Source organism: Bradyrhizobium sp. NBAIM03 (assembly GCF_020194055.1).
GTDB classification, from domain to species: Bacteria; Pseudomonadota; Alphaproteobacteria; order Rhizobiales; family Xanthobacteraceae; genus Bradyrhizobium; species Bradyrhizobium yuanmingense.
The window spans coordinates 104,225-127,656 of the sequence record NZ_JADYVS010000006.1; the positions used below are offsets into that span (position 1 = coordinate 104,225).

Sequence of the window (23,432 nt, forward strand, 5' to 3'; positions counted from 1 at the left end):
GGCTATTCGCTCCGGCTTGCCAGCGCGTTCACGGCAGCAACCGTGATGGCGGAGCCGCCGAGGCGGCCTTCGACGGTGAGCGCCGGTGCCGGCGGATCGGCCATCAGCGCGGCCTTGGATTCGGCCGCGCCGACGAAGCCGACCGGACAGCCGATGATCGCAGCCGGCCGCGGGCAGTCGCGATCCTCCAGCATGTTGAGCAGATGAAACAGCGCGGTCGGTGCATTGCCGATCGCGATGATCGCGCCATCAAGATGCGGCCGCCACAGCTCCAGAGCCGCGGCCGAGCGCGTGTTGCGCATGGACTGCGCCAGCGCGGGCACGGCGGGATCGCCGAGCGTGCAGATCACGGCATTGGCCGCGGGCAGTCTTGCCCGCGTAATGCCTTCGGACACCATGCGCGCGTCGCACAGGATCGGCGCCCCCTTCTGCAAGGCCGCGCGCGCGGCAATCGCCATATCAGGGGTGAAGCGGATATGCGCCTCGAGGCCAACCATCCCGGCGGCATGGATCATCCGCACCACCACCTGCTCCTCGTCCGACGTGAAGCGCGCGAGATCGGCCTCGGCCCGGATGGTGGCAAAGGATTGCCGGTAGATCACAGCGCCGTCGGTCTCGTAGGTGTGCGGCATCAGTTCCCTCCGACCAGGATGGAGGGATCGCTGACGATGTCGGCGCCGTTCAACCCGCGCAGCACCGGCGCGTCGCGGGTCGAGCCGTCGCGGACGAGATCGAACCCGGCGCGCGTCGCAATCAGCGTGACTGCAGCCGCGCCGGAATGGGCGCAGCCCTTGCCGCAGCCGGAGACATGGAGCCGCGCGTCGGCGGGGATGCGCGGCGCCAGCGCCGCGGCCAGCGCGCGCGTATCGGCATGGGCTTCGCGGCAACGCGGCGCGCCGCTGCAGGCGATGACGCGCAGCGCCGGATCGAACGGCTCGGTGATGAGCCCCGCCGCGCTCGGCATCTCGCGCTTGCCCTCGCTCAGCACCATCCGCCAGGGCGTCATGCGCAGCGCATGGCCGCAAGCAGAGAATTGATGCAGCGTCGCGTGCAGCATCTGCCCGAACGCCACCCCGACCATTGCGCCTTGCGGATAGTGCCCGGGACGCACCGCGGCCATCACCGGCGCAGGCTCGGTCTCGCCGCGCAAGGATTGAGGCAACACGGCGCCGGATGCGATGTGGGCTGCCATGCGCCCTCGCCCGCCGTTTGCACCGCCGGAGATGATGAACCAGCTTGCGAGCGCCAGCGCCGCGCTCACGGCCTGTCCGCGTTCAACGGAACGACCGAGCTTGGCGCCATCGGCCCGCACCAGGAGACCGCCCGAGCGGTCGCGCTCGATGCGGATGTCGGCGGAATCGCCGGCGAGAACACGCGACCGCCCGTCATCGATGGCGAAGCCGAACTTGGTGGGAAGCGCCAGGCCAGAATCGGCAAGCGCCTCCTCGAGCTCCGCGGCGAGCGACTGCGTTTCGTCGCCGTTGCTCCAGAACGGCGTCACCAGGATGTTGCGCCTGGCTTCGATGTCGGCGTCGGGATCGAGCAGCGCCAGTTGCGCCAGACCATCGAGCAACGGCCGATGGCCGTCCTCCTGAACGCCCCTGATCTGCAGATTGGCCCGGCTCGTGACGTCGATTAGACCGTTGCCGAAGCGCTCGGCGAGTTCCGCAAGCCCGGAGATTTGTGGTGCTTCAAGGCGTCCCCCGAACGGACGCACGCGCACCACGAGCCCGTCGCCCGATTGCATCGGGCGCAGCGCGCCGGGACACCAACCCTTGACCGTGGTCGCGCTCATGAGGCCTCCCGCAGCGCCGCTGCAATCGAATTGCGGCGGGTTCGCCAGAGCGAGGCTTCGCGCAGGCGCGTGAAGCAGGTTTCCATCGCGGCGAGTGCGGACGGATTTTCGTGCGCCATGAAGGCGCGGACGTCGTCGTTGCCGAGTGTCGCGTCGTAATAGAGGTCGAACAGATGCGGCGGCACCGCGCCGGCGAGATGCGCGAAGGCGGCCATGTGCTCCAGCGTCGCGGTGATCTCGGCGGCGCCGCGGAAACCGTGGCGCATCATGCCGGAGATCCAGGCCGGATTGGCCGCCCGTGCGCGAACGACGCGCGAGATCTCTTCCGTCAGCGTGCGCGCATGCGGCTCGCCGGGCCGCGTCGCATCGAGGTGATAGAGCGACGGCACGCCTGCGCCGAGGTTCGCGGCTGCCGCGGCGATGCCTGCCTCATGCGCGGCATAGTCGGCGGCCAGCAGCAGATCGGTTTCGGGCAAGTCCTGGACATGGACAAAAGCATCGGCGGACGCGAGACGCTGTTCGATACCAGCGCGATCCGGCTGCATCGCGCCATCGGCAGAGAACGCCCAGGACGATGCCGACAGCCACGCTTCGCCTGCGGCCTCGCGCGTGTCCGGCGTGAAGGCATCCGGGATAGCCGAGAGGCCGACGCCGTATTGTCCCGGCCGCGGCGCGAACACGCGGGACGCACGCTGGCGATAGGGATTCTCATCGCCCTCGTCCTCGCGCGCGGCGAGCGCCTCGGCGGCGGCTTCGAACAATTGCGCCAGCCCTGCGAAGACATCGCGGAACAGGCCGGATACGCGCAGCGTGACGTCGATGCGCGGACGGCCGAGCTCGGCCGGGGCGATGATGTCGTAACCGGTGACACGGCCGGAAGCGTGATCCCAGCGCGGCGCGAGGCCGGCCAGATGCAACGCCATCGCGAACTCTTCGCCTGCGGTGCGCATCGTCGCCGAGCCCCAGAGATCCACCACGAGGCCCTTCGGCCAGTCGCCGTGATTCTGCAGATGACGGCGCAACAGCTCTTCGGCGAGTTTTATCCCCTGCGCATGCGCCGACGGCGTCGGCACCGCACGCGGGTCGACGGCGAAGAGGTTGCGCCCTGTCGGCAGCACATCCTGACGCCCGCGATACGGAGAGCCCGACGGCCCGGGGGCAACGCGTTTTCCGGCGAGCACGGAACGCAATGCATCGCGCTCCGCTTCGCCGCAGGCACCGCGGCCGAACACGTGCAGGCCATCGCCGAACTGGCTCTCCTTGAGGTCGCAGACGAAGCGGTCGATCCGCGGGATGGCTTCGGCCGGTGCGGCCATTGCATCGAGGCCGAGATCGTCTTCGAGACCCGCCGCCCGCGCCTCGTCACGGATCGCCGCGATCAGCCGCTGGCGGCGCGCGGGATCGAGACCATCGGCGGTCGAATATTCGTCGAGCAGGCGTTCGAGCCGGCGCAGGCCCTCCGGCACCGCGGATGTCTCAAGCGGCGGCGGCAGATGGCCGATCGTGACCGCGCCGATGCGCCGCTTGGCCTGCGCGGCCTCGCCGGGATCGTTGACGATGAAGGGATAGATGACGGGGAGATCGCCGATCAGCGCTTCCGGCCAGCACGCTTGCGACAGCGCCACGGATTTTCCGGGCAGCCATTCCAGCGTGCCGTGCGCGCCCATATGCACGACGGCATCGCAGCCTTGCTGCCGGAGCCAGAGATAGAACGCGACATAGGCGTGGCGCGGCGTGCAGGCGAGATCGTGATAATCGGCATCGCGCGAGGCCGCGTCGCCGCGCTCGGGCTGGACTGCGATGATCGACCGGCCGCATTGGATCGCAGCGAAGTAGAACGCGCCGTCGCGGCAGCTCGGATCGTTCTCCGGTGCGCCCCAGGCCTGCACGAGATCGTCCTGCAAGGATTGCGGCAGGCGCGCCAGCCCCGTGCGATATTCGGCGACGCTCCAGGTCAAGCTCTGCTTCAATAGTTTTGCGCCGAGCGCATCGACCGGCGCAACGTCGAAGCCGACCTCCGCGAGATCGGAGATCAACGCCTCGACCGACGCCAGCGCGTCGAGCCCGACGGCGTGCGCGATCTGATGCGGCCGGCCCGGATAGTTCGACAGCACGATCGCCAGCCGCTTCTCGCCGGCGGGCTTCTCCGCGAGGCGACGCCAAGCCGCGACGCGCGTGGCAACGGCGTTGACGCGCTCTTCGTCGGGCCTGTGCGCTAGATGCGCGAATTGCAGATCGGGATCGCGCTGACCGGCCGATTTGAAGCTCACCACGCCTGCGAACAGGCGGCCATCGACCTCCGGCAGCACGACATGCATCGCGAGATCGCCGGGCGACAGGCCGCGCAGTGATTCCGCCCAATCCTCGCGCCGCGCCGTGGAGAGCGCAACCTGGAACACCGGACAGGACGCGGCATCGAATGGCGTGGTGCCGTCGTCGCCAAGGGCCGAGAACGCCGTCGCATTGACGATCGCCGCCGCAGGATGTTGTGCCAGATGCGCGCGCAGCCAGTCGGCAGCGCCCGGCGCCTTCAGCGAGGTGACGAACACGCCGTAGGCGTCAAATCCCTTCTCGCGCAGCGCCGCAATCAAGGCGTCGACGGGCCCCGTATCGGCGGCGGTGAGATAGGAGCGATAGAACGTCACGAGTGCGCGCGGCTTGCCCTCGCCAACTGGCGCGGCAATGACACCGCGCGCGGGATCATAGAATCCCATCTCGGGCACGGTCATCTCGCCGATGACCGGGCCGGCATAAAGGCCTGAGGCCAGCGCGAGCTGCGCGATCGCGGCTTGCGCGGCGACCGGGCCACCGGAGTCGCAGAGCACCTTGAGCCGCCGCAGCGTCGAGACCGGCAGGGTCGAGTACGCATCCAGCCGCGCGTCGTCGCGGCCGTCCGCCGGCAGCACGGCGAGCACGATGTTGCGCTCTTGCGCGAGTTGCTGGAGCGCCGCGAGCCCGTATGCCCAATAGGACTCCCCGCCGATCAGGCGCACCAATATGCCCCGCGCCTGCGACAGCGTCCGTTCGATATAGGTGTCGACCGACAGCGGATGACGCAGCTCCGCGAGATTGGCCAGCCGCAGCGACGGCAGGCTGCCCCGACCGCGGCGCCAGCCGGCCGCAAACGCGGCCAAATCGGAATCCGAATACGAGAGCACCACGAGATCGGCCGGGTCCTGGCCGATGTCTCTTGGCGTCGCGGTCTCCTCGAGACCGCGGCTCTCGCGGAAGACGACGTGCATCAGATGCCAGATCCTGAAAGACCAAGTCCTGCCTTGATGGCGGCCTCGTCGATATCGCCATGCTCGCCGATCACGACGAGCTTCGACTGTCTGAGACCCGCGCCCCAGGGCTTGTCGAACTGATGGCGCACCCGCTCGCCGACCGCCTGCAACAACAGGCGCATCGGCTTGCCAGCGACCGCGATGTACCCCTTCGCCCGCAGCACGTTCTGCTCGCGCGCCAGTTTCTGGACCGATGCGACCAGCGCGTCGATGTCGGCGACCTCCGGAAGATCAATCACGACCGAGGCAAAATCATCGTGCTCGTGCTCCTCCTCGCCGTCATGATGCGATGGCCGCGCGGCGAGATCATTCTCGGCGGCAGCGCCGAGGCCGAGAATGACGCGCGCATCGATCGCACCGTCGGTGACCGGCAGCATCGGCACGCGGCGCGGCATCTCGGCGGTGATCGCCGCTTTTGCGGCTTCGATTCCGGCTGCGCCCGCAAGATCGGCCTTGGTCAGCAGCACGATGTCGGCGCAGGCGATCTGGTCCTCGAACACTTCTGACAGCGGCGTCTCGTGATCGAGATTGTCGTCCGCCGCGCGCTGCGCTTCCACCGCAGCCGGATCCGGCGCGAAGCGGCCGGCCGCGACGGCCTCGGCGTCGGCCAGCGCGATCACGCCGTCGACCGTGATGCGCGAGCGGATCTCCGGCCAGTCGAACGCCTTCAGCAGCGGCTTTGGCAGCGCCAGGCCCGAGGTCTCGATCAGGATGTGATCGGGCCGCACCGGGCGCGCCAAGAGTTGCTCCATGGTCGGAATGAAATCGTCGGCGACGGTGCAGCAGATGCAGCCATTGGCGAGCTCGACGATGTTCTCCTCCGGGCAATTCGCATCGGCGCAGGACTTCAGGATCTCGCCGTCGACGCCTTCGCTGCCGAACTCGTTGACGAGCACGGCGAGCTTCTTGCCGCCGGCATTGCTGAGCAGATGCTGGATCAGCGTCGTCTTGCCGGAGCCCAGGAAACCCGTGACGACCGTAACCGGGACTTTTGCGAGCGAGTTCATTCAGCGGCCTCCGGCACGACGGTAACAGGGGGAATACGGGCAAGCGACTGCTTGCGGAAGATTTCGGGACGGCTGCGCCAGGGCACGATTCCGTCGGGCGCCGCCGCGTAGGCCGCAGCACCTGCGACCACGTCCTGCGCATTCGCATCGGACAGGCGGCCATAGACATAGGACCAGCGGCCGGGCGCGCTGAGCGCGACCGAGCAGCCCTGGCTGCACGCCGACAGGCATTCGACGGGAACCACGCTGACGCCCTCGGGCACGCCGGCCTCGAGGATCGCGCCATGCAGGCGCTTGCCGGGCGTCGTCTCGCCCTCGCCGAGCGTCTGGCCGGCGCGGCAGGTGATGCAGACATGAAGTGTGACGGTCATCGCCTCTTCCAGATAACAGCGGGAGGCGATGAGGCGCACGGACCATTCTCCTGAAGGCCCGCTTCCCCGTCGCGGAACACCCCGTCCGCCGGTCCAAAACTCGTCCGCGCTGGCAGGTCTCCCGGCTTGCGGAGCAGGGTTTTGGCCCTTCGATCCCCGCCTTCCCGATCCCAAAAGGAATCAGTGGCTTCGGGCATCTCTCCGGTCACGGTCGCGGGGGCGGCTGCAGTTTGGACCCAAATCTTTGCGGATTCGGACCCTATCGCATTCCCTCTTCGCCTGTCATAGGACAGGAACCAACGCCAGGCCACCATTTGCCGGTGGCCGCCACTTGTCAAGCCGAAGGACCGGGACCGATGACGCCTGAACCGGAAACCCACACGACCGAGGAAACCGACGCCCGCCACGCCGCCAAAATGGCGAAGAAGAAGGCCGCTCGCGACAAGATCATGGCGACCAAGAGCGGCGAAAAGGGCCTGATCATCGTCCATACCGGCGCCGGCAAGGGCAAATCCTCCTCGGCTTTCGGCATGATCGTCCGCTGCGTCGCGCATGGCTTCCCTTGTGCGGTGGTGCAATTCATCAAGGGTGCCTGGGATACGGGCGAACGGCGCCTGCTCACCGACCATTTCGGCGAACTCTGTCAGTTCCACGCGATGGGCGAAGGCTTCACCTGGGAGACCCAAGACCGCACCCGCGACATCGCTGCCGCGCGCGCCGGCTGGGAGAAAGCCAAGGAGCTGATCCTCGACGAGCGGCTGCGCATGGTCGTGCTCGACGAGATCAACATCGCGCTGCGCTACGACTATCTCGACATCGCCGAAGTCGTCGATTTCCTGACGACGCAAAAGCCTGCGATGACGCATGTCGTGCTCACCGGGCGCAACGCCAAGGACCAGCTGATCGAGATCGCCGACCTCGTCACCGAGATGACGCTGGTCAAGCATCCCTTCCGCTCCGGCATCAAGGCGCAGGCCGGCGTCGAGTTCTAGCTTCAATGGCACGCGCATTGATGATTCAGGGCGCCGGCTCGGACGTGGGCAAGTCGCTCATCGTCGCCGGCCTCGCGCGCGCCTTTACGCGCCGTGGTCTGCGCGTGCTGCCGTTCAAGCCGCAGAACATGTCGAACAACGCCGCGGTCACCGTCGATGGCGGTGAGATCGGCCGCGCCCAGGCGCTGCAGGCCCTCGCCGCCGGTGTCGAGCCGCACACCGACATGAACCCGGTGCTGCTCAAACCCGAGACCGATGTCGGCGCGCAGGTCGTGGTCCACGGCAAGCGCATCGCGACCGCACGCGCGCGCGACTACGCGGCGATGAAACCGTCGCTGATGGGCGCGGTGCTGGAGAGTTTCGAACGGCTGAAGGAGCGCGCCGATCTGGTGCTGGTCGAAGGCGCCGGCAGCCCGGCCGAGGTGAATTTGCGCAAGTCCGACATCGCCAATATGGGCTTTGCCCGCAAGGCGAATGCGCCGGTCGTGCTGGTCGGCGACATCGACCGTGGCGGTGTCATCGCCCAGCTGGTCGGCATCAGGACGGTGATCGACCCCGACGATGCCGCGATGATCTCTGGCTTCGTCATCAACAAGTTCCGCGGCGATCCCACGCTGTTCGACGACGGCTACAGGCTGATCGAGCAAAAGACCGCATGGCGCGGCCTCGGCGTGCTGCCCTGGTTTCCGCGCGCCGGTGAGCTGCCGGCCGAGGATGCGCTCGGCCTGCGCGACGCCCGCAGGCCGGGCCAGTGCAAGATCGCCTGCCTTGCGCTGTCGCGAATCGCCAATTTCGACGATCTCGATCCGCTCAAGCTCGAGCCTGGTGTCGATCTCGTGATGGTGCATCCCGGTGAGGCGATCCCGGGCGACGTGCGCCTCGTCATCATTCCTGGCTCCAAATCCACCCGCGGCGACCTCGCATTCCTGCGCGCGCAGGGCTGGGACATCGACCTGCTCGCGCACCACCGCCGCGGCGGCCACGTGCTCGGCCTCTGCGGCGGCTATCAGATGCTGGGACGCAGCGTCGCCGACCCCGAAGGCATCGAAGGGCCTGCGGGCGACACGCCGGGCCTCGGGCTTCTCGATGTCGAGACGGTGATGAGCCCGCAAAAGACCCTCACGCGCGTCGCGGCCGTGCATGCCGCGACGGATCAGCCGATCCAGGCTTACGAGATCCACATCGGCCGCACCGACGGCCCGGATCGCGCCCGTCCCTTCGCGAGGCTGGACGGCGAGCCTGAAGGCGCGATCTCGCGCGACGGCCGTGTGCAGGGCAGCTATCTGCACGGCCTGTTCACGTCGGATGATTTCCGCAAGGCCTACCTCGCCAAGCTCGACATTCCCGCGGGCGACGAGCCCTATCACGCCAGGGTCGAGAGCGCGCTCGAGGCGCTGGCCGATCACATCGAAAAGCATCTCGACGTCGAAGGCCTGCTCGCGCTAGCGCGCTAGGGCCTCGGCAAGGCGCGTCCATTCGGCTTCGCTGCCGGGGAGCCCGAGGCGCAGCCATGTCGGCTGTTGCGCGAAGACGCGGGACCAGATGTGGACGCGCGCGAGCCTTTCCTGTGCAGCCAGTGCGTCAGGCGTTTCGTACAAGCGAAACAGCGACGTGCCGCCGATGAGCCGCCAGCCTTGCGCATGCGCCAATGCGTCGAGGCGAACACAGTCGCGCGCGAGCCGCGCCGACGTAACCTCGGTCCAGGCCTCATCGCGCAAGGCACGGCAGCCGATTTCGATCGCCGCGCCCGAAACAGGCCATGGACCCGACACGGCGGCAAGCTTGTCGATGTCGGCGGCATGACCGATGGCGAAGCCGAGCCGCAGGCCGGCCAAGCCATAAAACTTTCCGAACGACCGCAGGATCAACAGTCCCGGTCGATCCGCGTCGGGTGCAAGCGACAATTGCGGAATCGGGTCCGCAAAGCTCTCGTCTACGACGAGACGGCCGACGCGCGGCAACAGCGCGAGCAGATCCTTGCGCGAATGGCACCGCCCGTCGGGATTGTTGGGATTGACGACGATGGCGAGGTCCGCACCCGCCAGCGCATCGAGCTCGGCAACCTCCTGGACGTCCCGGCCGGCGGCCGACAGGACGCCGGCATATTCATTGTAGGTCGGCGCGAGGATACGCGCGCGCCCGGGCGCCGCGAGTTGCGGCAGCAATTGAATGGCGGCCTGAGCACCGCCCATCGCAACGATCGGTGCGCTCGTGCGGTAGCCGTGCCGCGCCGCCTGATGCAATGCCTCGATCTCGGCGCGTGACGGCAGCGCGCTCCACGCGCGTGCGCTTACCTCGCCCACGGGATAGGGCATCCGGTTGATCCCGGTCGACAGATCGATCCAATCCTCTGCGCGTCCGCCGAAACGCCGCTGGGCCAGATCGAGATTTCCACCGTGCTCGCGCATGCCCCGTTGTTTCACGCGAAAGCCAGGATCGCAAGCACGCCGCCGACCAGCAGCATGGCGCGGCGATAGACTGTCAGCGCCTCGGTGATATCGGCGGCGCGCGGATCGCGCGCACCCTCGTTCAGCCAGGGCTCGTTGGTCGCGTTGCCGTGATAGATGCGGGGGCCGCTGAGCCGCACGCCGAGTCCGCCCGCCATCGCCGCTTCCGGCCAGCCGGCATTGGGCGAGCGATGCCGGCGCGCATCGCGCGTCATGCACGCCAGCGCGTCCGATCTTCGCGGCGCCAGCAGCACGACCAGAAATCCGGTCAGCCGCGCCGGGATGAAATTGGCGACATCGTCGATGCGCGCTGCCGCCCATCCAAAGGCTTCGTGCCGTTCGCTGCGGTGGCCGATCATGGAGTCCAGCGTGTTGATCGCCTTGTAGCCGAGGATACCGGGCAAGCCTAACAGCGCGCCCCAGAACACCGGCGCGACGATGCCGTCGGAAGTGTTTTCGGCAAGACTCTCGATCGCCGCGCGCGCGATGCCGGCGTCATCGAGGCTTGCGGGATCGCGGCCGACGATGCGCGAGACCGCTTCGCGCGCGGCGGCAACGTCGCCGGCCAGCAAGGGCATGGCGACGGCAGCCACATGATCATGCAGCGAGCGCAGCGCGACCAATGGCCAGGCCAGGATGCCAATCAGCACGATCTGGACCCAACCCGAAGGAAGCAGTGATTGCAGCGCCCAGCCGAGCGCTACGGAGAGCGCGATCACCGCAAGCGCGCCGGCGACGCCCGCGGCTCGGCGCAACGCCGGCGGATCGGACGCGCGATTCAAGGCGGTGTCGATGCCGGCAATCAGCCCGCCCAGCCAGGTGACGGGATGCCCGATCCGCGCGAACAGCCAGGCCGGCCAGCCCAGAAGGGCATCCACCGCCATCGCCACCACCATCGCGCCCGCAAAGTCCACATCTAGCTCCTGTCCCGCCCCTGTTGCGCAAGACGGCGGCTGAGCGCAAGCCCCTCGCCGCCTGATTTCGGCTTTGTCTTTGGCCGCGTTTGATGATTAGTGCTGCCGCAGGAGACCTTCATGGCCGTCATCTTGATCACCGGTGGGGCGCGATCGGGCAAGAGTACCCGGGCCGAAGCGCGCGCGCGCAGCTTTGCCGGCCAGCCCGTCTACGTCGCGACGGCCGAGGCGCTCGATGGCGAAATGCAGGAACGCATCGCAAGACATCGCGCGCGGCGCGGAGCCGATTGGATCGAGCGCGAGGTGCCGCTCGATCTTGTGCCCGCGCTGCTCTCGACCGAAGGCGGCGGCGCAAGGCTCGTGGACTGCCTGACGCTGTGGCTCTCCAACCTGATGCATGCGGCGCGCGATTGGGAGCGAGACGTAAGAGAGCTCGCCGACACGCTGCCCCGCCTCAACAGCCCCGTCGTGCTCGTCACCAACGAGGTCGGCCTCGGCATCGTGCCCGACAATGCGCTGGCGCGCAGCTTCCGCGATGCCGCCGGAATCATGAACCAGATCATTGCCGGTGCCGCCGACGAGGTCGAGTTCGTCGTCGCCGGCCTGCCGTTGAAGCTGAAATGATCCCGCGCGCCGAGCTTCTCAAGGACATCCTCGCCGATCTCAAGATGGCGACATCGTTCGTGACGATCCTGCCGGTGGCATCCTCGAAGCCTGCGGGCGACGGCGCCGTTGCGCGGGCAACGTGGGCGCTGCCGGTCGCGGGGCTGCTGGTCGGCCTCGCCGGCGCCCTCACTTACAAGATCGCCATTCGCTTCGGACTGACGCCGAGCCTTGCCGCCCTCCTCGTGCTAGCCACGACCGCCCTCATCACCGGCGCGCTGCACGAGGACGGACTTGCCGACACCGCGGACGGCCTCGGCGGCGGCCGCACGCGCGAGCGCAAGCTCGAGATCATGCGCGACAGCCGGATCGGGACCTATGGCGTCTGCGCCCTGATCCTATCGTTCGGCCTGCGCTGGAGCGCGCTTGCGACGATCGCAAATCCATGGGCCGTCATGCTCGCGCTGTGCGCGGCGCACGTTGCTGCCCGTGCCGGCCTGCCGGCCTTCATGTCGCTAGTCCCGTCGGCGCGGCCTGATGGCCTCTCTGCCGGCGCCGGGGCGCCGCCCGGGCGCAGCGTGGCCATAGCCTTCGCGCTTGGAACGCTTGCGCTTGCCCTGACGTTGGGGCCGGGCAAGGCGCTGGTCGGCCTGATCCTGCTGTCACTGGCCGGCCTGCTGCTGGCGCGGCTTGCCATCCGCCAAATCGGGGGGCAGACCGGCGACATCCTCGGCGCGTTCGAGCAGACGGGCGAGATCCTGATCCTGCTGGTGGCGGCGTCCTTCCAAATGGGGCGATGACCTCATGGTCGAGTTCGACGATAGCTTCCGCCAGCACTTACGCGAGCTGTTCGTGTGGCGCCGCGACGTGCGCCGCTTCCGCAGCGATCCGCTGCCGGAGGGGGCGATCGATCGCCTGATCGAGACCGCCTGCCTCTCGCCTTCGGTCGGCCTCAGCCAGCCCTGGCGCTTCGTGATCGTCAATGATACTGCAACGCGCCGCGCCGTGGTCGAAGATTTCAGGACGTGCAATGCCGACGCGCTGAGCTGCTACTCCGGCGACCGCGCCGCACGCTATGCCACCTTGAAACTGTCCGGCCTCGAGCAGGCGCCCGGCCATCTTGCCGTGTTCGCCGACAAGGGCAGCGACATCGGCCACGGCCTCGGCCGCGCGACCATGCCTGAAACGACGGAATATTCCGTGGTCGCCGCCATCACCGCGATGTGGCTCGCCGCCCGCGCCGAGGGCATCGGCCTCGGCTGGGTGTCGATACTGAACCCTGCGCGCATGCACGCTGTTCTCGACGTGCCTGACAGCTGGAAGTTCATCGCCTATCTCTGCATCGGCTATCCCGAGATCGAGTGCGACCGGCCCGAGCTGGAGCAGGCGAAATGGGAGCAACGGCGCAGCGCGGACGCGTTCACGCTGCGGCGCTAGGCCGCCGGGCACCAGATCGAAAGCCTGCGAACGAACATTCACATGCGCCTTTCGCCGATTGTGGGCACCCCGCTTTCGCGCTAAGCATCGAGCAAAGCAAGGCGATCGTGCAACTTAGTCCATGACGGGGCGATCTTTCGTTTCCTCGGCGGTCAATCGCCGCGGCTTCATTCGCCTCGCGACTGCGTCGGTCGCGGGATCGATCGCGCTCGGCGCAACCGACAATCGCGTGCGGATCGTCGCCTCGCTCACCGCATTGCCGCTCGACGACGAGCTGACCAGACGCGGCATGATCGACAGCGCAAGCTCTCGCCTGGGCAACCTCGTCGCCGGCTTGCGGCAGCGCGGCTGGGTCGAAGGCGTCAACTTCCGCCTCGAGCTCCGTTCCACCTTCGGCGCGCCGGACCGGCTGAAGATGGCCGTCCAGGAATTGCTCGACCTCAAGCCGGACGTGATCCTGACGGGGTCGACGATCGAGACCGCCGCCGTCCTTGCCGCCACCAAGGCCATCCCGGTCGTGTTTGCGACCGCGAACGATCCGGTCGGCAACGGCTTCGTCGAAAGCCTCGCGCATCCCCGCGGCAACGCCACCGGCTTCACCAACAGCAGCGCCGAGATGGGCGGCAAGTGGCTCCAGCTGATCCGCGAGGCCGTGCCCGACGTCGCGCGCGTCGGCATCCTGTTCAACCCCGCGACCACGCCGCGCGGCGGACGCTTCTTCCTCGAATCGATCGAGCAGGAGGCTGCCGCATCCGGCGTCTCCGTGATCCCCGCGCCCGTCAACGCGCCCGCGGAGATCGACGACGCCGTCAAGCGCTTTTCCGAACTGCCCAAGGCGGCGATGGTGGCGCTGGTCGACAGCTTCCTCGTGGTCAACCGCAAGGCGGTGGTCGCGGCCGCCGCCAATTACCGCGTGCCCACGATCTATCCGTTCCATTACTTCATCGATGCCGGCGGGCTGATGAGCTACGGCCCAACGCTCGAGGTGCGCTCGGCCGATTACGTCGACCTGATCCTGCGCGGCACCAAGCCCGGCGACCTTCCAGTGCAATCGCCGCGCAAATACGAGCTGTTGATCAACCGCACGGTCGCCCGCTCGTTCGGCTTGACGATCCCGTTCACGCTGCTCGCGCGCGCCGACGAGATCCGCGAGTGAACGATCCCGGCGACCAGGAACCTTCGCGCACGCCTTCCGGCCGGCTGTTCAGGAAATATCTCTACTCGATCGTCGCCCTCGCCTTCGCCGCGCTCGCCATCAACACCAGCTTCGACGTCTGGTTCTCCTATCGCGAGCAGAAGCAGCTGCTGGCGGCGACCCAGCGCGAACAGGCCGCCTCCGCAGCGATTCAGATCGGCCAGTTCATCGGCCAGATCGAGAACCAGATCAGGTGGCTCGCGCGCCTGCCGCCGGAGCTGTCGACCCACGAGGACGAGCGGCTGAACGCCATCCGCCTCCTGCGCCTCTCGCCTGCGATCGCGGAGATCGCCCAGCTCAATTCGGAAGGCCGCGAGCAGCTGCGCGTATCGCGCCGGATCGCCGACAAGGTCGGCAGCAACGCCGATCTCTCCGCTTCAGCCGCCTTCCGCGGTGCCAATGACAGCCGGGCCTATTACGGTCCCGTCTATTTCTTCGGCGACACCGAGCCCTTCATGACGCTCGCCACGCGCGGCACCGGGCGCGCTCCCGATGTGATCGTCGCCGAGGTCAATCTGCGCTTCATCTGGGACCTCGTCACGGGAATCAGGGTCGGCAACACCGGCAAGGCCTATGTCGTCGACCGCATGGGCGTGTTGATCGCGCATCCCGATTTATGGCGGGCGCTCCAGCGCAGCGATCTCTCCGGCCATGCCGACGTCCGCGCCGCGCTCGACGGCATCGGGCCGCCTTCGGGCGGCCTCGTCAAGGAGGATCTCTCCGGCCAGCGCGTGCTGTCGACCTATGCGACCGTGCCCTCGCTCGGCTGGCTGGTGTTCGTCGAGCTGCCGCTTACCGAAGCCTACGCGCCGATCTATGCCTCGATCGGCCGCTCGACCTTCCTGCTCGTGATCCTGCTCGCCTGCGCGGTGCTGGTCTCGCTCATTCTCAGCCGGCGCATGACCGTGCCGATCCAGCTGCTGACCCAAGGAGCCAGGCGGATCGGCAGCGGCGACCTCAACTCGCGGCTCGCGATCAAGACCGGCGACGAGCTGGAGGCGCTCGGCGAGCAGTTCAACCGCATGGCGGCGCATTTGCGCGAATCCTACGCCACGCTCGAGCGCAAGGTGATCGAGCGCACCTCCGAGCTGGAGAAGGCCCGCGACCACGCGCTCGCCGAGCACGACGCCGCCGAGCGCGCGCGCCGCGCGGCGGTCGCGGCCAATGAGACCAAGTCGCGCTTCCTCGCCGTCGTCAGCCATGAGTTGCGCACGCCGCTCAACGGCGTCATGGGCGTGCTGCAACTCTTGGACGACGGCAGCCTCAGCGAGGCCCAGCGCCGCCATCTTGCCACCGCGGCGGCGTCGGGCGAAACGCTGATCGCGCTGGTCGATGCGGTGCTGGAATATGCGCGTCTCGAGGCCAGCACGGAAATGCTGGAGACGCGCGACTTCCGTCTCGACCAGTTGATCGAAGCCGCCGGCGACCTGATGCGTCCGCAAGCCCTCGACAAGGGCCTGAGCTTCGATCTCGCCTGCGATGACACGGTCGACACCGCCGCGCATGGCGATCCCGTCAGGCTCAACCGCATCCTGCTCAACCTGATCGGCAACGCGATCAAGTTCACCCCGAGCGGCGGCATCGGCGTGAGCGCGGCAACCGAGCGGCGCGGCGATCACCTCCTGCTGTGCATCATCGTGCGCGACACCGGCATCGGCATCGCGCCCGGGCTGCACGAGCGGATTTTCGAGGATTTCGTCCAGGCCGACGACAGCATCGCGCGTCGCTTCGGCGGCACCGGCCTCGGCCTTGCGATCGCGCGCCGTCTCACCCGCCTGATGCGCGGCGAGCTCAAGGTCGAGAGCGCGCCCGGCGCGGGCAGCACGTTCACGCTCGAAGTGCCGCTCGGGCTTGCCGGAAGCAGCGTGGCGCAAGGCGCGCTTGCGCCGCCGTCGCGGCAGCTCCGCGTGCTTCTGGTCGACGATGACCCCGTCAATTGCGAGGTCGGCGCAGCGATCCTGCACCGGCTCGGCCACCACACGACGATCGCCAGGAACGGCGCCGCAGCCGTCGAGCTCGCCCGCGATCAGGCCTTCGACGTCATCCTGATGGATCTGCACATGCCCGACATGGACGGCGTGGAGGCGGCCTTCCGGATCGGCGAGCTCGGACTTGCCAAGATGCCGCGCCTCATCGCCGTGACCGCCGACGTCTCCGGCCGCGCCCGCGATCGGCTTGCCGGCGCCGGCATCGCCAAGGTCGTCAGCAAGCCGATCCTGGTCAACGCGCTGCGCGAGGCGATCGAGGATGATCTGGTGGCCGAGCCGGCAGCCGCGCAACGCCCGGCGACCGAACTGATCGATCGGCCTTTCCTCGACGACCAGCGGGAGCTGCTGGGCGCCGCGCAAATCGACAAGCTCCACCATCTGCTCCAGCAGACGGGAGAACGATTGATCCACGACATCGCCGACGCCGCGGCGGCGGGCGATCACAAGCACCTCGCACGATCCGCGCATCAACTTGGCAGCGCGGCAAGTGCGCTCGGCCTCGTCCGCCTGTTCGAGCGCAGCCGCGACGTCGAGCTGGCGGCACCCGCGATGTCACCTGCCGAACTCGACAGTGCCGCACGCGAACTCGCCGAGATTCGACAGGCGTCGATGCAAGCGCTGAATGATCTGCTTGAACCTGCCGGACAGCAATCTGTCAGCTAGATTTGCGCAGGTCGGAGCTCCCAAGCGTTCTCTCCTGCGGCACCAGCGGCTGGCCAAGCGGAAAGATCAATCCCACGACTCCAGCCGGTTCTTCAGCAGGTCGCCCGGCCGGCGCTGTGTTTCCGGCCGGGCCAGCGCGCCCCCCAAGAGATCAACTACCTTCGTGCGGGACCTGTTTAGCATTCGCTATCACGAGCCCGAAGTTTTAACGACCAGCTTTATGTTGAGCAGGTTGACACCCTTGAATGGGTTCGGCGCGCTTTCGATGGTTCCCGTACCCGTTGCATTCGCGTAGGCACCAGTGCCCGACAGAATCGTGTATTCGCCCGTCGATTTGCCGTCTTTGGCCGATCCGGTGTAGCGCGCCGTAATCGAGCCTTCCTCGAACGTGTAAGTGCTATAGCCGAAGAAGGGGCCAGACCCTTTGAGCTGGTCCGAACTATTGACGAACTCTTTCACGCCGATACGGCCATCGCTGAAGACGGCCACTCCGAAGAATTTTCCGGACACGACCGTCTGTCCTTCAACGTTTGCGGCCTCTATGACCTTGAGGTCGAGCGGCTTGGTGACGAGCTTGAACTCGAGCACCCGCTCACCGGCTACGGCGGTTGACGCCGCGACGGCCAATGCCACACCAGAAAGGAAAAAGGTGAGAGACTTCCGCATAGCTTCCTCCTGCGCTTGTTGAAACCAAGTCGAGAAGTGCGGGCGACTCATCGAGCCAGGCTCTTCGCGGTGGCACGGAAGAGAGCCCTCGGCAACGCCCGACAGCGGCTGAACTCTCTCTGTCCTGAGGCGAAGTCGGGACGCGAATATGAGTCCCAAGCCACGGGAAGAAAGTTCAAGTCTCCGTTGCGATATAATCTTATCCAGCCACTGCGCGGGACTCTCAGCAGAGGCACAATCATCATGGCCTCTGCTGGTTGCCGGACTTCATCTTATCATTCGCGCTAGAGTAATTCCGAGGAATCACTGTCAACAACGCTGACAATGGGAGAACCCATGCCACTCACAATTTCAGCGGCAGAGTCCCTAGACTGGCGCTGCGAGCCGTTGCCCCGGCAGATTCGTGGCTTCACGACCCAGCCTCCGCACGTCTGCGCCCGCCAACTTCCTCATCCTCCCGCCCGAACCGCTCGACCAGGAAGTCGATGAACAACCGCACCTTCACGGACAGGTGCCGCGTCGGCGGATAGACCGCATAGAGCGCCAGCGGCGGCGCGGAATAATCATCCAGCACTGTCCGCAACTCGCCTTTCCGCAACGCATCGGCCGCAATGAACTCCGGCAGCAGCGCCAGTCCCCTGCCCTTGATGGCGACATCGCGCAGCACCTCGGCATTGTTGACGCAGAGCGACCAGGCCGGCTGGATCCAGTGGTCGCCGTCGCGGCCGGTGAGCTTCCACTGATTACCCGTGAGCAGGAAGCCGTAGGTCAGCGAAGCATGCTCGCGCAGATCCTGCGGATGCTTCGGCGTGCCGTGCCGGGCGAGATAATCCGGCGACGCGCAGATCATGCGCCCCACCGGCATGATTTTGCGCGCGATCAGGCTCGACGATTCCAGCTCCGCGATCCGCAACGTCACGTCAAAGCCGTCCTGCACGGGATCGAGCAGATCGTCGCTGAGCACGATCTGGAGCTGCAGCTCCGGGAAGCGCGTCATGAAATCGGCGAGGACCGGCCCGAGCCGCATCGTGCCGAACGACATCGGCGCGTTGACGCGGAGCAGTCCCCGCGGCGCCGATTGCGCCTGCGTCACCGCCTGGTCCGCCGCTTCGATCTCCGAGAGGATCACGACCGCGCGCTCGAAATAGCGCTGGCCGTTCTCGGTCGGGCTGGCGTGCCTTGTGGTGCGGTTCAGAAGCTGGACCCCGAGGCTCTCCTCGAGGTCGGCGATGTATTTGCTGATCGCCGAGCGCGACAGCCGCAGCTGCCGGCCGGCCTCGGCAAAGCTGCCGCTTTCCACCACCTTCACGAAGGCCCGGAGGCTGCCGAGCTTATCCAAGGGATCGCCCCGTCGACTGTTTCCAAATCGTAGACATAGCCGTCATATTTGCATGGATTGTCTCCAATCCAAAGCGGAACGATATTTCCGGCCAGAGCAAGACCGCTCCCCGAATTTGGAGGACGACAATGTCTGGACTGCACCATGTCACCGCGATTGCTGGCGATCCCATCCGCAATTTCGGCTTCTACACGCGGGATCTTGGCCTGCGCTTCGTCAAGAAGACGGTCAATTTCGACGATCCCGGCACCTACCACTTCTATTATGGCGACGAGACCGGCCGCCCCGGCACCATCTTGACCTTCTTTCCGTGGGCCGGCGTCTCGGCCGGCCGCCGCGGCGTCGGCGAGACCCATCAGACCGCCTTCCGCGTTCCGCAGCGCTCGCTCGGCTACTGGACGCAGCGCTTCACCGAGAAGGGCATTCGGTACGAGGCGCTGGAGAAGCGCTTCGGCGAGTCCGTCCTGCCGTTCACCGATCCTGATGGCATGGCGCTCGCGCTGGTCGGCATTCCCGGTGCCGAAAACGAGCCGGGCTGGAGCAATGGCGACGTGCCGGCCGAGCATGCGATCCGCGGCTTCCACGGCGTGACCCTGCTGCTCGACAGCGCGGCGAAGACGGCGGCCATCCTCACCGACGTGTTCGGCTTCAAGGAGAGCGGGCGTGAGGGCTCGGTGATCCGCTTCAAGGCACCCGGCGATGCAGAGGGCAGCGTCGTCGACATCTACGAGGCCAAGGGCTTCTTGCGCGGGCACCAGGGCGGCGGTTCGGTGCACCACATCGCCTTCCGCGCGGCCGACGATGCCGAGCAGGGCCAGATGGCCGAGAGGCTCGTGAGCAATCACGGCCTGCACCCGACCGAGCAGCGCGACCGCAACTACTTCCGCTCGATCTACTTCCGCGAGCCTGGCGGCGTGCTGTTCGAGATCGCGACCGACATCCCCGGCTTCGCGGTCGACGAGCCCGTGGCGAGCCTCGGGCGCGAGCTGAAGCTGCCTGCTTTCCTCGAACCGCACCGTAAGCAGATCGAGGGCGTTCTGCCGAATCTGGAAGAGACCGCGTCATGACGGAGACTGCATTCATCCATCGTTTCGAGCCCGCAGGCGACGCGGGCTCTCCACCTCTGCTGCTGCTGCACGGCACCGGCGGCGACGAGAACGACCTGCTCGGCCTCGGCAAGATGATCTCGCCGGGCTCCGCCCTGCTTTCACCCCGCGGCCGCGTGCTCGAGCACGGCATGCCGCGCTTCTTCCGCCGTCTCGCCGAAGGCGTGTTCGACGAGGAGGACGTGCGCCGTCGCGCGCACGAGCTGGGCGAGTTCGTCACAGAGGCGCGGCAACGCTACGGCCTCGCCGCGCCGATCGCAGTCGGATTCTCCAACGGCGCCAACATCGCGGCCGCGCTGTTGCTGCTGCAGCCGGACGTGCTGGCCGGCGCAATCCTGCTGCGCGCGATGGTGCCGTTGTCGGATCCGCCCAAGGCTGCGCTCGGCGGCAAGCCGGTGCTGCTGCTCTCCGGGCAGGCTGATCCAATCGTGCCGGCGAGCAATTCGGCACGGCTCGCCGCACTGCTGTCGCAGGCAGGTGCGAGCGTCACCCACAAGGTGCTGCCGGCAGGCCATCTATTGTCGCAAGCTGACGTGACGCTCGCCCGCGACTGGATCAGCAAGGCGGACGCCAAGGCCGCATGATCGAGCAGCGGCGCATCGTTTGAACGATGCGCCGCTGCCATCACTCGAACCAGCCGCGCCGCTTGAACCAGATCAGCGGCAACAGGCCGCTGGCGATGATTGCGAGCCAGGCCAGCGGATAGCCGAAGCTCCAGTCCAATTCGGGCATGTGCTTGAAGTTCATGCCCCAGACGCCGACCATGATGGTTGGCGGCACGCCGACGACTGAGACGATCGTCAGGATCTTGAACAGCTCGTTCTGCTGGATGTTGATGAAGCCGAGCACGGCATCGAGCAGCAGCTGGATCTTGTCCGACAATCGCGTCTCGTAATCGCTGAGCGAGACGACGTCCTTGGACACGGCTTCCAGACGCTTCTTCGAGGATGCCGTGATCCACTCGCTGCCGACGTCGCCGGCAAACGCGGCAACGCGGCCCACCCCGAGCAGGACATCGCGCGCCTTGGCGAGCCGGTCGGCCAGCTCGCCGACAGTCTCCAGGGCCTCCCGCATCCTGCGGCTGGAGCGCACCGGGCGCTGGGTGCGCACCAGCCCGCCCCTAAAGACACCGCGCGAGAGCTGGTCGACCTTGCCGCCGAGATGCTCCAGGACATCGGCGCCGCGATCGATCATGGCCTCGAGCAGGCTGACGAACACGCACATGCCGTTCTCCAGGCTGTCATCGGAGCCGATGCGCTTGCCGATGTCGTCGAAGATCGGCAGCTCTGCGAAGCGCACCGTCACCAGCACATGCGGACCGATGACGAAGCCCACCGGCGTGATCTCGGCCTCGTCGGCCTCGGTGACCCGGACCGCGGGCGAACTGAGATAGAGCGTGCCGTGGTCGAAGATCAGGCGGCTCGACGCCTCGATCTCGCTGAGCGAGTCTTCCGAGGGAATGCGGATGCCGAGCAGCCGCTCGACGAACTGCTTTTCCTCGTCGGTACCGTTTAGAAGATCGGCCCAGATGACCTCCGTGGGCATTTCCGCGCCGATGCCGTGCCAGTCGTCGGACGGCCACCTGTAAAGTCTGAGCAAGAACCGAACTCCGTGGCCGCATCGTCATGCCGGATGGCGCCGCCGACTAACGCATGAGAGTTCCAGACGTTCAAGACCCTCCAAGTGACAGCGGCATTCCAGGGGACAACGAGATACCGACCGGAACACGGTCGAGCGATGCACGTTGACGGACGCGCGGGTGATCCATGGATACGCGTAGTGCATCCCGACATGACGACATTCCTGGGTGTTGAGGCCTGCGACCTGACCGCCCCACCGCCGGCGGCCGACGCGATCCTGTTCGGCGCGTCGGATGCCACCCCGTACCTCGCAGGTCAGACCAGCCATGCCGCAAGAGCGCCCGACGGCATCCGTCGCGCGCTGCGTCACTATGAGAGCGATCTCACCCGCTGGGATTTCGATCAGGACGCCGAGCTGCTCGATCCGAGCAAAATGACGGTCTTGGACGGTGGAAACGTCCCGACCGACCCAATGACTCCGGAGAGCAACCGTGATGCCATCAGAGCAGCCACGCAGGCCGTCCTTTCGGTCGGCGCCGTTCCGATCCTCCTGGGCGGTGATGATTCCGTCCCCATTCCTTTCTTCGAGGCGTTCCAGGACTGCAAGGGACTGACAGTCGTGCAGATCGACGCCCACCTTGATTGGCGGGATCAGCGAAACGGATCGGGCTATACCTTCTCCAGCACGATGCGGCGCGCCAGCGAATTGCCCTGGGTCAAGCGCATCGTGCAGGTCGGCTTGCGCGGCATCGGCGGCTCCGGTCGCGCCGAATTCGACGATGCAAAGGCGTGGGGCGCGAAGATCTTCACGGCAAGACATGTCCAGCATCACGGGATCGCAAGCGTGCTCGACGCGATCGAGGATGACGGCGAGTGCCTGATGACCATCGATTGCGACGGTCTCGATCCATCGGTCATCCCCGGCGTGCTCGTCCCACAGCCCGGCGGCCTGTCCTATTTCGACGTTGTCGATCTCATACGGGGTGTCGCGGCAAAGTCCAGAATAGTCGGCCTGGACATCGTCGAATTCGTTCCCGAGCGCGATGTGCAGAATCTTGGAGCGATTGCGATCGCGCGGATCATATGCAATGCGCTGGGTTGCATTGGGAGACGGAAGGTATAGTGGTTCACCCTTCCGAGCACAGTCGTCTCAGGTCCACCATCCGTCACCGGGATAGGCAACACGATCCGCGGAAGAGATTTCCATCCCGACGCCCCTTCGAAGACGGCTGGCGTAGAATGCGAGAGGTGTTCCCTCGTTGTGCCGGCACCAGCGCACCTCGCCGATGAAGAGCGTGTGGTCAGCGATATCGATCGATTGGACCACCTCGCAGGCGAACTGCGCGATCGCCTGCGGGAGCACGAAAAATCCTTGGCGAGCGACGAGCGGCGGAGCGTCGCGCAACAAGGGCCTTCCGGCGAAGTGCGCGCAGAGCGCAGCATCTTCCGCATGCAGGACATTGACGGAATAGATGCCGGACTTGGCCACAGCCTGCCAAGTCCGCCCGTGCATGAGAGAGACAAGCACAGTTGGCGGATCCGCCGAAACAGTCGTGAAGCTGTTGGCGGTCATGCCGAGCGGCGCGCCATCCTCATCGACGGTCGCGACGACCGTAATGCCCGTCGCGAACCGCGATGCGGCTGCCCGAAAACCGGCCGGTTCGGCAACGTGACCCATTACGCGCCTTCGATCTTGAAATGGCAGAGCGTCGCACCCTTGGGCGAATAGTTCGGCACGTCGGCTGCGACCTTCCGGCCGATGCTTGAGCCGAGCGCCGCGTCCATCGCAGCCGCATCGGAGAAGAATGCCTGGAAGATGCAGAACGGCGCCTCCCCCGGTCCGAGTCGTTGGGGGAAAGCGTAATGATGACGCACCAGACCAGGGAGCGTCGCTGCCAGGGGGGCATGCTTGTCGACGTAGTAGGCCCTGAAGGCCGATGGATCGTCGGGCGTCGGGTAAAGAACGGTCAGGCAATGCATTGGTGTTCCTCTCAGACATGGTTCAGCATCCGCCCAGGAGCGGAACTGAGTCCGTACGGCGGTTC

Annotated in this window: 22 protein-coding genes and 1 riboswitch; of the genes, 10 read left to right on the forward strand and 12 right to left on the reverse strand. The window is 66.7% G+C overall.

All coding sequences use genetic code 11. The features are described from left to right. Window positions 1-2: 2 nt before the first annotated feature. The 5 genes from I6F21_RS11030 to I6F21_RS11050 are packed head-to-tail and all read right to left on the reverse strand — an operon-like array spanning window position 3 to window position 6,457. The gene (locus I6F21_RS11030) at window positions 3-632 is read right to left on the reverse strand and encodes a precorrin-8X methylmutase (RefSeq protein ID WP_036005374.1); all 630 of its coding nucleotides are present in this window, start codon (window positions 630-632) and stop codon (window positions 3-5) included. Next, on the reverse strand, window positions 632-1,795 hold the full coding sequence (gene cobG, locus I6F21_RS11035) for a precorrin-3B synthase (protein ID WP_225141382.1): 1,164 nt from the start codon (window positions 1,793-1,795) through the stop codon (window positions 632-634). The genes I6F21_RS11030 and cobG overlap by 1 nt, the downstream gene beginning before the upstream one ends. Continuing rightward, on the reverse strand, window positions 1,792-5,037 hold the full coding sequence (gene cobN / locus I6F21_RS11040; protein ID WP_225183144.1) for a cobaltochelatase subunit CobN: 3,246 nt from the start codon (window positions 5,035-5,037) through the stop codon (window positions 1,792-1,794). The genes cobG and cobN overlap by 4 nt, the downstream gene beginning before the upstream one ends. Then, a complete protein-coding gene (gene cobW / locus I6F21_RS11045; RefSeq protein ID WP_109144295.1) occupies window positions 5,037-6,086 on the reverse strand; it encodes a cobalamin biosynthesis protein CobW in 1,050 nt (349 codons plus the stop codon). Before cobW ends, cobN begins: the two co-directional genes overlap by 1 nt. Then, the gene (locus I6F21_RS11050; RefSeq protein ID WP_036005458.1) at window positions 6,083-6,457 is read right to left on the reverse strand and encodes a DUF1636 domain-containing protein; all 375 of its coding nucleotides are present in this window, start codon (window positions 6,455-6,457) and stop codon (window positions 6,083-6,085) included. The genes cobW and I6F21_RS11050 overlap by 4 nt, the downstream gene beginning before the upstream one ends. Before the next feature lie 93 nt (window positions 6,458-6,550). Continuing rightward, window positions 6,551-6,773: riboswitch (cobalamin riboswitch) on the reverse strand. Window positions 6,774-6,813: 40 nt separating this feature from the next. Between I6F21_RS11050 and cobO the strand changes: the two genes are divergently transcribed. Together cobO and I6F21_RS11060 are read left to right on the forward strand one after the other, a co-directional pair. Beyond that, window positions 6,814-7,449, forward strand: a complete 636-nt coding sequence (gene cobO, locus I6F21_RS11055) for a cob(I)yrinic acid a,c-diamide adenosyltransferase (RefSeq protein WP_225141378.1) — start codon at window positions 6,814-6,816, stop codon at window positions 7,447-7,449. Between the two features lie 5 nt (window positions 7,450-7,454). Next, window positions 7,455-8,903 (forward strand): cobyric acid synthase, encoded by a 1,449-nt coding sequence (locus I6F21_RS11060; RefSeq protein ID WP_225141377.1) that lies wholly within the window; start codon window positions 7,455-7,457, stop codon window positions 8,901-8,903. On the opposite strand, the gene cobD is transcribed toward I6F21_RS11060, so the two are convergent. Together cobD and cbiB are read right to left on the reverse strand one after the other, a co-directional pair. Continuing rightward, window positions 8,892-9,857, reverse strand: coding sequence for a threonine-phosphate decarboxylase CobD (cobD, locus tag I6F21_RS11065; protein ID WP_225141375.1), 966 nt, complete (start codon window positions 9,855-9,857; stop codon window positions 8,892-8,894). The genes I6F21_RS11060 and cobD overlap by 12 nt on opposite strands. Before the next feature lie 11 nt (window positions 9,858-9,868). Then, window positions 9,869-10,810 carry an adenosylcobinamide-phosphate synthase CbiB gene (cbiB, locus tag I6F21_RS11070; protein ID WP_225141373.1) on the reverse strand — a complete coding sequence of 314 codons (942 nt, stop codon included), beginning with the start codon at window positions 10,808-10,810 and terminating at the stop codon, window positions 9,869-9,871. A gap of 120 nt (window positions 10,811-10,930) precedes the next feature. Here cbiB and cobU point away from each other — a divergent pair, with 120 nt between their 5' ends. From cobU to I6F21_RS11095, 5 genes are all read left to right on the forward strand, one after another. Further along, the gene (gene cobU / locus I6F21_RS11075) at window positions 10,931-11,434 is read left to right on the forward strand and encodes a bifunctional adenosylcobinamide kinase/adenosylcobinamide-phosphate guanylyltransferase (protein WP_036035070.1); all 504 of its coding nucleotides are present in this window, start codon (window positions 10,931-10,933) and stop codon (window positions 11,432-11,434) included. Further along, window positions 11,431-12,213 carry an adenosylcobinamide-GDP ribazoletransferase gene (cobS, locus tag I6F21_RS11080; RefSeq protein ID WP_225141371.1) on the forward strand — a complete coding sequence of 261 codons (783 nt, stop codon included), beginning with the start codon at window positions 11,431-11,433 and terminating at the stop codon, window positions 12,211-12,213. Before cobU ends, cobS begins: the two co-directional genes overlap by 4 nt. Window positions 12,214-12,217: 4 nt before the next feature. Then, window positions 12,218-12,850, forward strand: coding sequence for a 5,6-dimethylbenzimidazole synthase (gene bluB / locus I6F21_RS11085; RefSeq protein WP_036034966.1), 633 nt, complete (start codon window positions 12,218-12,220; stop codon window positions 12,848-12,850). A 121-nt stretch (window positions 12,851-12,971) separates the two neighbouring features. Next, window positions 12,972-14,006, forward strand: coding sequence for an ABC transporter substrate-binding protein (locus tag I6F21_RS11090; protein ID WP_225141369.1), 1,035 nt, complete (start codon window positions 12,972-12,974; stop codon window positions 14,004-14,006). After that, window positions 14,003-16,696, forward strand: a complete 2,694-nt coding sequence (locus I6F21_RS11095) for a hybrid sensor histidine kinase/response regulator (RefSeq protein WP_225111816.1) — start codon at window positions 14,003-14,005, stop codon at window positions 16,694-16,696. Before I6F21_RS11090 ends, I6F21_RS11095 begins: the two co-directional genes overlap by 4 nt. 189 nt (window positions 16,697-16,885) lie before the next feature. Here the strand turns inward: I6F21_RS11095 and I6F21_RS11100 are convergent, their stop codons facing one another. Both I6F21_RS11100 and I6F21_RS11105 read right to left on the reverse strand, forming a co-directional pair. Continuing rightward, the gene (locus tag I6F21_RS11100) at window positions 16,886-17,362 is read right to left on the reverse strand and encodes a hypothetical protein (protein WP_036005431.1); all 477 of its coding nucleotides are present in this window, start codon (window positions 17,360-17,362) and stop codon (window positions 16,886-16,888) included. Window positions 17,363-17,771: 409 nt separating this feature from the next. Continuing rightward, on the reverse strand, window positions 17,772-18,701 hold the full coding sequence (locus I6F21_RS11105; RefSeq protein WP_225141365.1) for a LysR family transcriptional regulator: 930 nt from the start codon (window positions 18,699-18,701) through the stop codon (window positions 17,772-17,774). A 128-nt stretch (window positions 18,702-18,829) separates the two neighbouring features. On the opposite strand from I6F21_RS11105, the gene I6F21_RS11110 reads away from it, so the two are divergent. Together I6F21_RS11110 and I6F21_RS11115 are read left to right on the forward strand one after the other, a co-directional pair. Further along, window positions 18,830-19,768: a ring-cleaving dioxygenase gene (locus I6F21_RS11110; RefSeq protein WP_057030006.1), complete on the forward strand. Its 939-nt coding sequence runs from the start codon at window positions 18,830-18,832 to the stop codon at window positions 19,766-19,768. Beyond that, window positions 19,765-20,391, forward strand: coding sequence for an alpha/beta hydrolase (locus tag I6F21_RS11115; protein WP_225141363.1), 627 nt, complete (start codon window positions 19,765-19,767; stop codon window positions 20,389-20,391). The genes I6F21_RS11110 and I6F21_RS11115 overlap by 4 nt, the downstream gene beginning before the upstream one ends. Window positions 20,392-20,431: 40 nt before the next feature. On the opposite strand, the gene I6F21_RS11120 is transcribed toward I6F21_RS11115, so the two are convergent. Further along, window positions 20,432-21,406: a magnesium transporter CorA family protein gene (locus I6F21_RS11120; RefSeq protein ID WP_036005440.1), complete on the reverse strand. Its 975-nt coding sequence runs from the start codon at window positions 21,404-21,406 to the stop codon at window positions 20,432-20,434. An 84-nt stretch (window positions 21,407-21,490) separates the two neighbouring features. On the opposite strand from I6F21_RS11120, the gene I6F21_RS11125 reads away from it, so the two are divergent. Next, a complete protein-coding gene (locus tag I6F21_RS11125) occupies window positions 21,491-22,510 on the forward strand; it encodes an arginase family protein (RefSeq protein WP_225141361.1) in 1,020 nt (339 codons plus the stop codon). A 27-nt stretch (window positions 22,511-22,537) separates the two neighbouring features. Here I6F21_RS11125 and I6F21_RS11130 read toward each other — a convergent pair whose 3' ends face one another. Both I6F21_RS11130 and I6F21_RS11135 read right to left on the reverse strand, forming a co-directional pair. Beyond that, on the reverse strand, window positions 22,538-23,065 hold the full coding sequence (locus I6F21_RS11130; protein WP_225141360.1) for a flavin reductase family protein: 528 nt from the start codon (window positions 23,063-23,065) through the stop codon (window positions 22,538-22,540). Beyond that, the gene (locus I6F21_RS11135) at window positions 23,065-23,367 is read right to left on the reverse strand and encodes an EthD family reductase (protein WP_225141359.1); all 303 of its coding nucleotides are present in this window, start codon (window positions 23,365-23,367) and stop codon (window positions 23,065-23,067) included. Before I6F21_RS11135 ends, I6F21_RS11130 begins: the two co-directional genes overlap by 1 nt. Window positions 23,368-23,432 lie beyond the last annotated feature (65 nt).

What these genes read in the sequence shown, in the direction of transcription:
- I6F21_RS11115 (WP_225141363.1), top strand. Translation starts at nt 19,765, where the DNA reads ATGACGGAGACTGCATTCATCCATCGTTTCGAGCCCGCAGGCGACGCG.
- I6F21_RS11100 (WP_036005431.1), bottom strand. Translation starts at nt 17,362, where the DNA reads ATGCGGAAGTCTCTCACCTTTTTCCTTTCTGGTGTGGCATTGGCCGTC.
- cobD (WP_225141375.1), bottom strand. Translation starts at nt 9,857, where the DNA reads ATGCGCGAGCACGGTGGAAATCTCGATCTGGCCCAGCGGCGTTTCGGC.
- I6F21_RS11060 (WP_225141377.1), top strand. Translation starts at nt 7,455, where the DNA reads ATGGCACGCGCATTGATGATTCAGGGCGCCGGCTCGGACGTGGGCAAG.
- I6F21_RS11050 (WP_036005458.1), bottom strand. Translation starts at nt 6,457, where the DNA reads ATGACCGTCACACTTCATGTCTGCATCACCTGCCGCGCCGGCCAGACG.
- I6F21_RS11030 (WP_036005374.1), bottom strand. Translation starts at nt 632, where the DNA reads ATGCCGCACACCTACGAGACCGACGGCGCTGTGATCTACCGGCAATCC.
- cobO (WP_225141378.1), top strand. Translation starts at nt 6,814, where the DNA reads ATGACGCCTGAACCGGAAACCCACACGACCGAGGAAACCGACGCCCGC.
- cobN (WP_225183144.1), bottom strand. Translation starts at nt 5,037, where the DNA reads ATGCACGTCGTCTTCCGCGAGAGCCGCGGTCTCGAGGAGACCGCGACG.
- bluB (WP_036034966.1), top strand. Translation starts at nt 12,218, where the DNA reads ATGGTCGAGTTCGACGATAGCTTCCGCCAGCACTTACGCGAGCTGTTC.
- cobU (WP_036035070.1), top strand. Translation starts at nt 10,931, where the DNA reads ATGGCCGTCATCTTGATCACCGGTGGGGCGCGATCGGGCAAGAGTACC.
- I6F21_RS11110 (WP_057030006.1), top strand. Translation starts at nt 18,830, where the DNA reads ATGTCTGGACTGCACCATGTCACCGCGATTGCTGGCGATCCCATCCGC.
- cobS (WP_225141371.1), top strand. Translation starts at nt 11,431, where the DNA reads ATGATCCCGCGCGCCGAGCTTCTCAAGGACATCCTCGCCGATCTCAAG.
- cobW (WP_109144295.1), bottom strand. Translation starts at nt 6,086, where the DNA reads ATGAACTCGCTCGCAAAAGTCCCGGTTACGGTCGTCACGGGTTTCCTG.
- cobG (WP_225141382.1), bottom strand. Translation starts at nt 1,795, where the DNA reads ATGAGCGCGACCACGGTCAAGGGTTGGTGTCCCGGCGCGCTGCGCCCG.
- I6F21_RS11130 (WP_225141360.1), bottom strand. Translation starts at nt 23,065, where the DNA reads ATGGGTCACGTTGCCGAACCGGCCGGTTTTCGGGCAGCCGCATCGCGG.
- I6F21_RS11135 (WP_225141359.1), bottom strand. Translation starts at nt 23,367, where the DNA reads ATGCATTGCCTGACCGTTCTTTACCCGACGCCCGACGATCCATCGGCC.
- I6F21_RS11090 (WP_225141369.1), top strand. Translation starts at nt 12,972, where the DNA reads ATGACGGGGCGATCTTTCGTTTCCTCGGCGGTCAATCGCCGCGGCTTC.